This window comes from Idiomarina seosinensis (assembly GCF_003987275.1).
In the GTDB taxonomy this organism is placed as follows: domain Bacteria; phylum Pseudomonadota; class Gammaproteobacteria; order Enterobacterales; family Alteromonadaceae; genus Idiomarina; species Idiomarina seosinensis.
Window position 1 is genome coordinate 72,108 of the sequence record NZ_PIQF01000003.1, and the last position, 12,935, is coordinate 85,042.

Here is a 12,935-nt window from a genome sequence, read left to right on the forward strand (position 1 = left end):
GGCAGCTATGATTGGCTAAAAACTAAGGACCTTATATGTCTGTAAATTCATTTCTGGGGGTATTCGCTAAATCCCCGATAAAACCAATGATAGAACACATGGAAGAGGTTCATTATTGCGCTGAGTCACTCAAGGAGTTTTTCAAAGCTGTATATGCAAAAGATTGGGCGGCAGCTGAAACCGCGCGTCAATCAGTCGTCAAGCATGAACAGCGGGCCGATGAGTTAAAACGTAAGATTCGACTGAATTTGCCCGGCGGCTTGTTTATGCCGGTTGAACGTACTGACTTGTTGGAACTTGTCTCGCAACAGGATCGTATTGCTAATAAGGCTAAAGATATTGCTGGGCTGATGACAGGCCGTGAGTTGGAAATACCAGAGCCAATGATTGAAGCTTTTGATGCCTATCTTAACCGTTGTCTGGACGCCACCGAAAAAGCCAAAGAAACTATTGGCGAATTTGATGATTTGTTAGAAACCGGTTTTAAAGGGCGCGAGCGTGATTTAGTCAATAACTTTATCGCTGAACTCGATGCTATCGAAGCTGATACCGACAACCTACAAATTCAGTTGCGTAAAGATCTTCGCAAAATCGAAACCGAAATGAACCCCTTGGATGCAATGTTTTTATACCGCATTCTGGACTGGGTCGGTGATCTGGCCGATCTCTCAGAGCGTGTCGGCGCACGCTTCGAACTCATGCTAGCGCGAGTGTAACGGGAGCGACTGATGGATATTATTTCTTCTTATGGCATGATCCTGGTGATCATGGCGGCCGTCTTTGGCTTTTTTATGGCCTGGGGTATAGGTGCTAACGATGTTGCTAATGCAATGGGCACCTCGGTAGGTTCGAAAGCCCTGACCATTAAGCAAGCTATTTTGATTGCGATGATATTTGAGTTTGCGGGCGCCTATTTAGCCGGTGGCGAAGTCACGTCGACCATTCGCAAAGGAATTATTGATTCCGCCTATTATGCAGACCAGCCCGAATTACTCGTATTTGGTATGATCTCTGCGTTGCTGGCGGCGGGTGTTTGGCTGTTAATCGCATCTTTTCTGGGATGGCCAGTATCAACCACGCACTCTATTATTGGTGCGATTGTCGGTTTCTCGGCAATCGGTGTGAGTATGGAGTCGGTGCAGTGGGCAAAAGTTGGCGGTGTCGTTGGCTCCTGGGTAGTGACCCCGGCCATTTCCGGGTTTATCGCCTACCTGATATTTATGAGCGCACAAAAGCTCATATTTGATCGCACTAACCCGCTGAAACAGGCACAGCGTTATGTACCTTATTACATGGGCTTAGCCGGCTTTGTATTGTCGTTGGTCACGATTAAAAAAGGCTTAAAGCACGTTGGTCTGGACTTAGGAACTTTAGAGGGTTACCTATGGGCTATCTCTATCGCCGTAGTGGTATTTGTCATTGGTAAGGCAGCAATTTCGCGTCTTAAGTTTAACCCCTCCGATGACAAGGAAATGCACTACACCAACGTTGAGAAGGTGTTCGCGGTACTGATGGTGGTTACCGCTTGTGCCATGGCTTTTGCGCATGGTTCCAACGATGTTGCCAATGCTATCGGCCCACTGGCGGCTGTGGTAAGCATTGTTTCTAACAACGGCGAAATTTCGTCGAAAGCTGCGTTGGCCTGGTGGGTATTGCCGGTTGGTGCCGTCGGTATCGTGCTTGGTCTGGCAATGTTAGGTAAGCGAGTTATCGCAACGATTGGTAAAGGAATTACCCATCTAACACCAAGCCGTGGTTTCGCAGCGGAACTTGCTGCCGCTACCACTGTGGTATTGGCATCAGGCACAGGACTACCAATTTCGACCACTCAAACCCTGGTCGGTGCAGTGCTAGGTGTTGGTATGGCGCGCGGTATTGCAGCGCTTAACTTAGGTGTTGTTCGAAACATTGTTGTTTCGTGGGTAGTTACTCTGCCTGCTGGCGCTATTATGTCGATAATCTTCTTCTACCTATTAAAAGCCATATTCGGCGTTGCTTAAAAACGAACGTTGTAAATGGAAGCCCCGTTTTTACGGGGCTTTTTTTATGTGTGTACTAAAATCAAAAAAAATATTCTTTTCATCAAACTTTTTTCCCGCCACTATCGACTCTGTATACAAATTCATGGATATGACAGCTCGTGTTTATAAAAACAGATAAAAAACTGGTCCATCAGGCGTTAAATGGTAACGCTAAGGCATGGGTAAGTTTGGTCAAGCGATATGAAAAACTGGTCTATCACTACGGAATACGTATGCTTCCTAACGCCGATGATGCGTTGGATTTATTACAAGAAACGTTTACCAGCGTATTTAAAAGCTTACCAGGCTGGAATCCGGATAATCCTTTTAAACCCTGGTTAATGACAATAGCTCATCGCCGCTGCGTGGAGTTTTATCGACGCCGTAAAGAACAACACAGCTGGACTGAGGAAGAACATGACCAGCCGGCTAATGATAGCTGGAGCGATCCTGAACAGAGTTATGGACAACAGCAGCAGCAAGAGCAATTGCTGCGCGCTATGCAGCAACTACCGATCGAACAGCGAACGGTCATCGAAGCCAAATTTTTTCGTCAATTAACGACTCGAGAAATTGCCGAGCAGCAGGGGGATTCAGAAAATACCATTAAGTCCCGACTGTATTCGGGAATGGAAAAGTTAAAGGTGTACCTGGAGGGCGATTATGAGCAACAAGCATCCTAACCAAGACCAGCGATTTGAAAGCTGGTTACAACAGGCGGGTCAACAATATAACGAGCAGGTCGAGCCCCCCGAATGGGATCGCGAAGCAATTATTCGGCGTTATGGTCGGGCACAACAACGACCCAGCTGGTTCATGCAGTCGCTGATCTTTGCCTCCTTTGCGCTGTCATGTGTGGCTGTATCATTGGCGGTAGTCAAAGACTACAAGGCAGGTATAGATATGATGGTTGCGGAGCAAGTGGAGCAGCAGGTTAATGAACGTTTGAATGTATTTGAACAGCAGCAAAAAATACGCCTGGCGCAGCACAATAAAGATTTACGCAGTGACTTTCGTGAGCAGTTGTCTACTTCTACTACGCAGTTAGCTACGTATATCCTGGCAACTAACCGCGAGGAGCGAAAAGACGATATTCAGCAACTTGTAGAGTACGTGAATGATACTCGTGAAGAAGACTACAGCTTTTATGCACAGCAGTTACAACGTGCCAGTGCACAATCAGTTATCCCAATGTTGGAGGATGAATAATGAAAAAATGGTTATTAGCAGCGGCAGTATCAGCGGCACTGTTTAGTCAAAGCGGGCAGGCTCAGCAACCTTATCAGAGCTTGCAGAACCAGCTAGAAATCTTCAGTGGTATATTAGAAACGGCAGCAAAGCAGCATAAGGAAGAAACCGCTAAGCTGGTTTCCTTTGAGTACACTTACCTGCGCGATCAGGGGGTAATATTCCGCACTCGTTTGGGGGCGTCTTCATGGCACTTTGTCCGGCCTGATATTCCTGAGCCGCCTATGCCTCCGGATGCACCTGAAATGGGAGAGTTCGCCCGAGATTTACAATTAGATGTAGTGGTTGAGCAGGGATTACGAAGTGCACACCGAATCTTGAGTAAGCTTAGCGGTGAATATTCGGACGAATGGTTTGAATTGACCGAGCAACAACGCGATTTGGCTTGGGAGATCCGGGATATCGAGCGAGAGCTGCGTGACACTGAATTTGAGTTACGCAATGCTGATAGCGAGAGGACGGAAGAGTTGCAACAACAACTGGAGCAGCAACAGCAGCAGCTGGAAGAGTTGCGTGAACGTCGCGCTAAGATACAGCAGCAAGCTAATGAGCTGAAACAGGAACTGAAGGAACAGCAGCAGCAAGCTCGGAAGCAACAACGGCAGACGTTGGACCAGAAGTTAGCGAAAGCCGAAAGCTTGATCGCAGAGACTCTTTGTAACTACGGTGCTACGTTAAAAGGCTTGCCAGATGATGAGTTTATTAGTTTTGTTATCGAAGGGGCTAGCGCCGACACCGATGAACAGCGTGATAAAGTTTACGTATTCCGGAAGAGCGACGTTAACAATTGTCAGACAGCCGACGATGCAGAGGCTTTGTTAGAAACCGCAAAACCTTACTATTTTTAATTTTTGTCAATGACAACCCGACTCGGCAGCCGTGACAGGCTGCCGAGTTTCGAGTAAAATCCGCGCAACTTTTTAACTCGATTAAAATATAGCGCGATGATATGAGCCAGCCAGAGTCCTCCTTTAAAGTCAGTGACTTCAATTTTGACCTCCCGGATGAATTGATAGCCCGCTATCCCCAGCAGCAAAGAAGCGCTAGCCGTTTACTTGCCGTTGATAGCCGTCACCAGACTATTGAACACAAACAGTTTGTCGATATCGTAGATTGCCTGGACGCTGGTGACCTGTTGGTATTTAACGATACGCGAGTTATTCCGGCGCGGTTATTAGGTGAAAAGCTGTCTGGCGGGAAAGTAGAAGTATTGGTTGAGCGTATTATCGATGAACATCGAGTACTAGCTCATGTCCGGGCCAATCGAGCTCCCAAAACCGGCCAACAGCTGCGCTTAGAAAATGCTATTACCGCCACCATGATCGCTCGCCATGATGCTTTATTTGAACTTGAGTTTGAGCATCAACAGGGCGTACTTGAATTACTTGAAAGCTATGGCCATATGCCGCTCCCCCCCTATATCGACAGGCCTGACGAGGACAGCGATAAAGAACGTTATCAGACGGTCTACAACAAAGAGCCCGGTGCTGTTGCTGCGCCAACCGCAGGACTACATTTTGATGAGCAGATCCTGCAACAGTTACAGGATAAGGGCGTTAACTTTGCGTATGTAACTTTGCATGTTGGCGCTGGAACCTTTCAGCCAGTCAGAGTTGATAGTATCGAAGAGCATGTCATGCACAGTGAATATGCAAAAGTACCCGAGGCTACCTGTGCGGCGGTTAAGGCGACCAAAGCCGCTGGTAAGCGCGTGGTGGCCGTTGGCACAACGTCGGTGCGCTCGCTGGAGTCGGCGGCGCGAGATAGTGACAGTTTGATCGAACCATTTTTTGATGACACTGATATTTTTATCTACCCAGGGTATCAGTTTCAAGTCGTGGACAGCTTAATCACAAACTTCCATCTGCCAGAGTCTACGCTTATCATGCTGGTATCCGCTTTTTCTGGTCGCGAGCTGATCATGGATGCTTATCAGCAGGCAATTGAACAGAAGTACCGTTTTTTTAGTTATGGTGACGCGATGCTTTTATCGCGCTAACAACACAAAAGTTATGAGACATGATGAAATTTGAATTGGATAAAACTCACGGGCGCGCACGTCGCGGCCGTATGAAGTTTGCACGTGGCACAGTAGAGACGCCTGCTTTTATGCCGGTTGGCACCGTTGGCACGGTAAAGGGGATGACGCCGGAAGAAGTGAAAGAAACCGGCGCTGAAATTTGTCTGGGTAATACCTTTCACCTAATGCTGCGCCCAGGAACGTCCATTATTCAACAACATGGCGATTTGCACGACTTTATGAACTGGGATAAACCGATCCTGACCGATTCGGGTGGTTTCCAAGTTTTCAGTTTAGGTGAACTGCGTAAAATTACCGAAGAAGGCGTTACTTTCCGCTCGCCTATCAACGGTGAAAAGATTTTGCTGACCCCGGAAAAGTCGATGCAGGTGCAGCGGGAGTTAGGTGCCGATATTGTCATGATATTTGATGAATGCACACCGTACCCGGCAACCCAAGCAGAAGCTCGTCAGTCAATGGAGCTATCATTGCGTTGGGCCGACCGCTCGAAAAAAGCTCACGAAGGTAACAAGTCTGCGCTATTTGGGATTATTCAGGGGGGTATGTACGAAGAACTTCGGGATATCTCGTTAAAAGGCCTGACTGATATTGAGTTTGATGGCTATGCCATCGGCGGTTTGTCGGTGGGTGAGCCGAAAGAAGATATGATGCGCATTTTAGAACACACTGCGCCACAAATGCCGGAACAAAAACCGCGCTACCTGATGGGCGTTGGCAAACCTGAGGATTTGGTCGAAGCGGTACGGCGCGGGATTGATATGTTCGATTGTGTGATGCCCACTCGAAACGCTCGCAATGGCCATTTGTTTATCAGCAGTGGTGTGGTAAAAATACGTAACGCCGTTCATCGCACCGATACCGGCCCGCTTGATACCGATTGTGATTGCTATACCTGTAAAAACTACTCGCGGGCTTACTTACATCATTTAGACAGAACTAATGAAATGCTGGGTGCGCGGTTAAACACGATTCATAATTTGCGTTTTTACCAGCGGGTTATGGGGGATATGCGTGATGCCTTGGATAACGGCACGTTTGATCAATACGTAGAGCGGTTCTATCAACTAAGAGATCAACAGGTACCGCCACTGGACTGTTGATTTTCAGCCTTAATGATACAACGTAGCTGTTGATACCGTTGTGAATTAGGGTGTTGTTCAAGAGCGCTGGACACAGCGGACAGCGCTCGTTCCCGCCAACGAGAATGTAAATGGGGTTGGGAACGATGAAGCTTAGCAAGCTTGAAATAAATTTTCGCTAATGCGTACGCACGGATATGCTGCTCCACCTCGGTTTTTTCAATGCGTGATGCAGTATCGAGCAATAAAGCTGTTCTCTCCGATGGATTGAACAAACCGTCGTCGCGCTCCAAAAAGTCGATAAACTCTGATAGTGCGGTAATTTCAGCTGAGTTGTTTTTAAGCGCTGACTGAAAGAAGCGAACGGTTAAATTCGCCTGTTGTCGCGCCTCTCTCAGTCGGTTCTGCCGTAGTAGTTCCTTGGTATATAAAGAATAAGCGATGCCTTGATGGGTCCAGATTGATTCAACATCAATTTGCTCAAGAGGCTCTGTCGTTGCTATTGAGTTGTTATCTGAAAAAGCGGCGATGGTGGCAGTAAACAAAATGGTAATGGTGATGACCAAAGCTGTGACTGGAAACCAGGAGTAGCGTTGATAGCGGTAAGCGGCAAGGTTTTGTGCCAACAAACTTGCAGACTGGATTCGTTGCGCCGGATCGTTAGCGACACACTTAACAATTAACTTTTTTAGCCGAGCCGGGCACTGTGCTGCATGTTCATTTAGTTGCTGTTCCGGATTAGAAGTTGGCGCCTGACCCGTGAACAGAAAAAACATCAAAGCACCAAGGCTGTATATATCAACAAGTTCGCGGCGATGTGTTTGTTTCAATTTAGGATCATTTTGCTCTGGTGCCGAGAACAATGGGGTTAGACCAAACCCCGTTTGCCTATTGCGGTATGCTTTTGATGGTGTATCAGCAACGCTAAGATCGATTAACGTCGGAATGGGTTCATCAGAGTTATTATGTTTAATAATGACATTAGTCGGATTAATGTCATTATGTACTAGGCCTGCAGCATGCAGTTGAGCGACGCCTTCGGCTAGTTTCTGAATAAGTCTAACCGTCGTTTCTATGTTGAGTTGACCGGCAAGCTCCGACAGTCGTGCTCCTTCAATGAGCTCCATCACCATAAACAGCGAAGAATGTTCATCTACAGGCTCGCCGATGTCATAAATAGAACACAAACTGGGGTGGTTTACTTTTGCCAGCGCGCGAGCCTCGCTGACGAGTCGTTGGCGAGTAACAAAGGTAGGGTTCCGAATAAACTTGATGGCGACCATGCGCTGCAATAGGTCGTCCCAAGCTTTAAACACCAGTCCACTGCCGCCACTGCCGAGATAACCTTTACAGTGATAGCGGCTCGCAATTCGATACGGAAAGCGAAGCGGATCAGCCGTTTTATCAACTCCCTCTTCAGTCAATATCGCATCCTTTCTTGCTGATTTTAGATCAGTTTCAGTTTACAGAATAATAGACTGTTTACCCAAAGGGGATAATTTCTAAGGCCATCTAATAGCCTCAGTGGCGTCACTTGACGTCAATAAATGAATATTAGCAATGCATCTTAACAAATGCCAAAATTGAGCTATTCTAAATGGCAAAGCTAATAACAATAATTATTATGTCGGATCATGCGCACAAGCTTATAGACTCAGGTTACAACCAGATCGTCGAACTGCAGAAGTCGGGTTCCGATGCGCAGGGCGCTGGTCAAACATCGTTGCATTTAACCCTTATTGGTCAGCATTATCCGGATTACTTGATCTTGGAGTTGCCCTGTTATTATCGCTGGCAGGACGTGCTGCCAGAATTGCGAGCCAGCGACAAATTGATTATGCGGACGATTTCTCAGCAGGGTGAGGTAATCGCCGGTTATGTAAATCTGGTGCATGCAACACAGTTCCCCGATAAATTGCTGTTTGTCTCCTACCCACAACAAATGCAGTCCAAGCCGCTAAGAAAAACACCGCGAATGGCAATAGACGTTAGTGGTCAGCTGATGCTGGGTGATGAAGACGGCCCAATGATCAACGGCTATTTAAAAGATATCTCTGCCAATGGGTTTGGTTTTGATTGTGAAGGGATACTGCCGTGTATCGAAGCCGAGTTAATAGCACAGCAGCCGGTGTTAAATATTCAGTTTAGTGACGACGAACACGAGTCTTTCGCGGTAAAAATACGGGCTGTAGAAAAGCGCGGGCCAAAGCAATGGCGAATCGGTTTAGAGAGTGATTTAACCGACGAAGACAGAATAGAGTTGATGCATCGATTACTGCTTAATTCGCTGCCTGTTATTCGGCTAAAACAGGTGCAGCGATCAGAACGATCAAATTCGGATAATGCTTTACAAGACTAATCTGACTCGGTACAATTCAGCACTAATTAAACCCGATGTGGTTAAATTTTAACCAAAACAGATAATTTATCCGAGGTGATTTTTTAATGCCAGTCGTTAAAGTGAAAGAAAACGAGCCGTTTGACGTAGCACTGCGTCGTTTCAAGCGCTCTTGTGAAAAAGCAGGCGTTCTGTCTGAAGTTCGTCGTCGTGAACACTACGAAAAGCCAACTGCAGAACGTAAGCGCAAGAAAGCAGCAGCTGTTAAGCGTCATGCTAAAAAGCTGGCTCGCGAAAACGCTCGTCGCACTCGTTTATACTAAGCTAGCGACCGAAAGAGCGAATCCTTTCGCATAATGACAATGACTTGCTAAATTTGGTCTTGTACTGAAAGCCGTGTCGGAAAGCCGTCGCGGCTTTCTTGTTTTCGGGAACTCGTATTTGCTAAGCGCAGCTAAAAGGCTATAGGTGGTATGTCCGGACTTATTCCAAAATCATTTATTCACGATCTGTTAGATCGAGCGGATATTATTGAAGTGGTTGATAGTCGCGTCGCGCTTAAAAAAGCCGGCAGAAATCATCAAGCCTGCTGTCCATTCCATAACGAAAAAACACCATCTTTTACGGTCAGCCAGGACAAGCAGTTTTATCATTGCTTTGGCTGTGGTGAGCATGGCAATGCTATCGACTTTTTAATGAAGTACGATGGTCTTGATTTTCCCGACGCGGTGGAAGAACTGGCCAGCCTTATGGGCTTAGATGTGCCCCGCGAGCAAACGAGCAATCCCCAACAAAGTCAGCAACGCCAGCAGCAATTGCGTGATGATGCCGAACTGATGGCGCAGTGTACTAAGTATTTTCAGCATCAGTTAAAGCATCATAGTGACTCTGCCAAAGCCATCAATTACTTAAAGCAACGCGGTTTGAGTGGCGAAACAGTCAAGCGTTTTCAAATTGGCTATGCCAGTAGTGATTGGGACGGCATTTTAAAAACTTTCGCGAAAAACGACCAACAACGTCAGCAACTGGTCGACTTAAAGCTGGTAAATCGCAACGATAACGGACGCCACTATGACTTTTTCCGCGATCGCATCATGTTCCCAATTCATGACCGTCGCGGTCGAGTGGTCGGATTCGGTGGCCGGGTCATTGATTCGGATGGCCCCAAATACCTGAACTCTCCGGAAACTCGACTGTTTCATAAAGGTCATGAGCTATATGGTTTTTGGCAGTTACAGCAAAAACGACAAAAACCCGCTCAGGTAGTTATCGTAGAAGGTTACATGGATGTCGTCGGGTTGGCGCAAGCTGGCATCGATTATTCGGTCGCATCTTTAGGTACCGCCACCACCACAGAACAACTTCAGCGGTTGTTCAGAACAACCTCTAAAGTCGTGTGTTGCTACGACGGTGACAGAGCCGGGCGTGACGCTGCCTGGCGAGCTCTGGAAAATGCATTGCCGTTGTTAAAAGATGGCGTCGATATGCGTTTTCTGTTCCTGCCAGACGGACAAGATCCAGACTCGCTGGTCCGTGAGCAAGGCGCTAAAGAATTCGAGAAAAAGCTAGGTGAATCAGTTTCATTTATTGACTACTTCTTTGAACATTTGTTGGCCGATATCGATCCAAGTTCGGAAACGGGCCGTTCACAGTTGTTAAGCCAGGCAAAACCGAAAATTGAAAAAGTGGCCAGTGATTTTTATCGCGAAGCATTAATGGAAAAGTTAGCGGAGTGGTTGCGCCGCGAGAAATCACAACTTGATCGTTACGTTGATAAGCCCAAACAAAACCGGTTTGTGCCGCAAAACGTAAAAATGACTCCGTTAAGAAAAGCAATAGCGCTGTTGCTGCAGTACCCGAAACTTGGAAAAACAGTGCCGCTAAGGGAAGAGTTAGGGCAGTTAAAGCTAGCAGGAATTGACTTGTTCATGCAGCTGCACAAGCAAACGTCCGAGCGCCCGATGACGACAGCGCAAATTTTGGAAGGCTGGCGCGACAGCGATTATCATCAGGCGCTTGAAAAGTTAGCGATGTGGGATCATCAACTCGATGATGAACATATTGCAGCTGAATTTAACGATATTTTTGTTTTTCTGATTGATCAATATGTTGAACAACGAGCAAATGACTTGCTCAAAAAAGAGCAGGATCAACAACTTAACAAGACAGAAAAACAGGAATTATTGATGCTGTTACAGCATCTTAGAAAAAAACAGTAACACTGGCAAAGTAAGCGTTTTACTGGCTTAAAAGCCAGCAATCTGTTATACTTTCTGGTCATTTTGGGTATTCTCATTTGGTTTCTCATTGAGCAAATTCTCACTGAGTAAGTAACAACGGGTGGAACGTCTGTATGCAGCAGAGTCGGCAATCGCAACTTAAGGTCCTTATTGCGAAAGGCAAAGAACAAGGGTTTTTAACATTCGCTGAGGTCAATGACCATTTACCTCAGGAAATTGTTGATTCCGATCAGATCGAAGATATTATCCGCATGATTAACGACATGGGGATCCGTGTGTTCGAAAGCGCACCGGATGCCGATGATCTAATGATGGCAGAAAGTGCCGCGGATGAAGACGCAGCGGAAGAAGCCGCCCAGGCGCTGGCCTCGGTCGATAGTGAGATTGGCCGCACGACCGATCCAGTGCGTATGTACATGCGCGAAATGGGTACGGTAGAACTGCTAACCCGTGAAGGTGAAATCGATATCGCCAAGCGTATCGAAGAAGGTATCAACCAGGTTCAGTGCTCCGTAGCTGAATACCCCGAAGCGATTAACTTCTTACTCGATCAGTGGGACTCGTACGAAGCAGAAGAACTTCGTTTAACGGACATTATTGTTGGATTTATTGATCCCGACGAAGTGGACGAAGCGCCGGTCAGCGCGACACATATTGGTTCAGAGCTGCCAGAAGAAGAGCTGGAAGAAGACAATAAAGCCGATGCCGATGACGCTGACGACGATGAAGAAACAGATACTGGTATCGATCCAGAGTTTGCGCGCGCCAAATTTACCGAGCTGCGCGACCAATATGACATCACCCGCAAGGCGATAACTGCGCACGGGCGTGACCATGCAAAAGCGCGCGCAGAAATTGATAAGCTCAGCGATCTATTCAAGCAATTCCGACTGGTTCCTAAACAGTTCGACCGCTTGGTTAAAGATATGCGCGATATGATGCATCGGGTGCGCGTACAGGAACGCTTAGTCATGAAAGCCAGCGTCGAGCAGGCGGGTATGCCAAAGAGAACTTTCATGAAAGCGTTCTCGGGCAATGAAAACTCGCTGGCCTGGGTTGATGTACACGTTGCAGCTGACGAGAGTTACTCAGCCGCGCTCGATGACATCAAGCCTGAAATTGAACGCTGTGTCGGAAAGCTATTAGAAGTTGAGCGTGAAACTGGCTTAACCATTGCAAAAGTTAAAGACATTAACCGTCGCATGTCGATTGGCGAAGCTAAAGCTCGCCGCGCCAAAAAGGAAATGGTAGAAGCGAACTTACGACTGGTTATTTCGATCGCTAAGAAGTACACCAATCGTGGCTTGCAGTTCCTCGACCTGATTCAGGAAGGTAACATCGGCTTAATGAAAGCGGTGGATAAGTTTGAATACCGCCGTGGTTATAAGTTCTCAACCTACGCCACATGGTGGATTCGTCAGGCGATCACGCGGTCGATTGCCGATCAGGCGCGGACTATCCGTATTCCGGTACACATGATCGAGACGATCAATAAACTGAACCGTATCTCGCGTCAAATGTTGCAGGAAATGGGTCGTGAGCCGTTGCCAGAAGAACTGGCAGAACGGATGATGATGCCGGAAGATAAAATCCGCAAGGTGCTTAAAATAGCCAAAGAACCGATTTCTATGGAAACCCCAATCGGTGATGATGAAGATTCGCACCTGGGCGACTTTATTGAAGATAACACGCTAGACTTGCCGATCGATTCAGCCACGTCTGAAAGCTTACGCAACTCTGTGCGTGAAGTGCTTGGTGGCCTGACTGCCCGAGAAGCAAAAGTATTACGCATGCGGTTTGGTATCGACATGAATACCGACCACACGCTAGAAGAAGTTGGTAAGCAATTTGATGTTACTCGGGAACGGATTCGTCAGATTGAGGCAAAAGCATTACGTAAATTACGTCATCCAAGCCGCTCTGAGCAGCTAAAATCCTTCTTGGATGAATAAAGACTGGATGAATAAC

The 12,935-nt window shown here is 47.0% G+C and carries 12 protein-coding genes; 11 read left to right on the plus strand and 1 reads right to left on the minus strand.

Going from position 1 to position 12,935, the window contains the following annotated elements; translation table 11 throughout:
• Window positions 1–35: 35 nt before the first annotated feature.
• The 7 genes from CWI81_RS09495 (at window position 36) to tgt (ending at window position 6,410) form a co-directional block, all read left to right on the plus strand.
• On the plus strand, window positions 36–716 hold the full coding sequence (locus CWI81_RS09495; RefSeq protein ID WP_126785089.1) for a TIGR00153 family protein: 681 nt from the start codon (window positions 36–38) through the stop codon (window positions 714–716).
• Window positions 717–728: 12 nt separating this feature from the next.
• Window positions 729–2,000 carry an inorganic phosphate transporter gene (locus CWI81_RS09500; RefSeq protein ID WP_126785090.1) on the plus strand — a complete coding sequence of 424 codons (1,272 nt, stop codon included), beginning with the start codon at window positions 729–731 and terminating at the stop codon, window positions 1,998–2,000.
• Between the two features lie 140 nt (window positions 2,001–2,140).
• A complete protein-coding gene (locus CWI81_RS09505) occupies window positions 2,141–2,704 on the plus strand; it encodes an RNA polymerase sigma factor (RefSeq protein WP_126785091.1) in 564 nt (187 codons plus the stop codon).
• Entirely contained in the window at window positions 2,685–3,230 is a 546-nt protein-coding gene (locus CWI81_RS09510; protein WP_126785092.1) for a hypothetical protein, read from the plus strand. The genes CWI81_RS09505 and CWI81_RS09510 overlap by 20 nt, the downstream gene beginning before the upstream one ends.
• A complete protein-coding gene (locus CWI81_RS09515; protein ID WP_126785093.1) occupies window positions 3,230–4,117 on the plus strand; it encodes a hypothetical protein in 888 nt (295 codons plus the stop codon). Before CWI81_RS09510 ends, CWI81_RS09515 begins: the two co-directional genes overlap by 1 nt.
• Before the next feature lie 101 nt (window positions 4,118–4,218).
• The gene (gene queA, locus CWI81_RS09520) at window positions 4,219–5,268 is read left to right on the plus strand and encodes a tRNA preQ1(34) S-adenosylmethionine ribosyltransferase-isomerase QueA (RefSeq protein ID WP_126785094.1); all 1,050 of its coding nucleotides are present in this window, start codon (window positions 4,219–4,221) and stop codon (window positions 5,266–5,268) included.
• 23 nt (window positions 5,269–5,291) lie between these two features.
• On the plus strand, window positions 5,292–6,410 hold the full coding sequence (gene tgt / locus CWI81_RS09525; protein ID WP_126785334.1) for a tRNA guanosine(34) transglycosylase Tgt: 1,119 nt from the start codon (window positions 5,292–5,294) through the stop codon (window positions 6,408–6,410).
• Here tgt and CWI81_RS09530 read toward each other — a convergent pair.
• A complete protein-coding gene (locus CWI81_RS09530; RefSeq protein WP_157983302.1) occupies window positions 6,383–7,813 on the minus strand; it encodes a serine/threonine-protein kinase in 1,431 nt (476 codons plus the stop codon). The two genes, tgt and CWI81_RS09530, sit on opposite strands and share 28 nt — an antisense overlap.
• 173 nt (window positions 7,814–7,986) lie before the next feature.
• On the opposite strand from CWI81_RS09530, the gene CWI81_RS09535 reads away from it, so the two are divergent.
• The 4 genes from CWI81_RS09535 (at window position 7,987) to rpoD (ending at window position 12,919) form a co-directional block, all read left to right on the plus strand.
• Window positions 7,987–8,748 (plus strand): PilZ domain-containing protein, encoded by a 762-nt coding sequence (locus CWI81_RS09535; RefSeq protein ID WP_126785096.1) that lies wholly within the window; start codon window positions 7,987–7,989, stop codon window positions 8,746–8,748.
• A gap of 86 nt (window positions 8,749–8,834) precedes the next feature.
• Window positions 8,835–9,050 carry a 30S ribosomal protein S21 gene (gene rpsU, locus CWI81_RS09540; protein WP_006954239.1) on the plus strand — a complete coding sequence of 72 codons (216 nt, stop codon included), beginning with the start codon at window positions 8,835–8,837 and terminating at the stop codon, window positions 9,048–9,050.
• Window positions 9,051–9,200: 150 nt separating this feature from the next.
• Window positions 9,201–10,946 carry a DNA primase gene (gene dnaG, locus CWI81_RS09545; protein WP_126785097.1) on the plus strand — a complete coding sequence of 582 codons (1,746 nt, stop codon included), beginning with the start codon at window positions 9,201–9,203 and terminating at the stop codon, window positions 10,944–10,946.
• Window positions 10,947–11,080: 134 nt separating this feature from the next.
• Complete coding sequence (gene rpoD, locus CWI81_RS09550) at window positions 11,081–12,919, plus strand: RNA polymerase sigma factor RpoD (RefSeq protein WP_126785098.1); 1,839 nt, start codon at window positions 11,081–11,083, stop codon at window positions 12,917–12,919.
• Window positions 12,920–12,935: the final 16 nt, after the last annotated feature.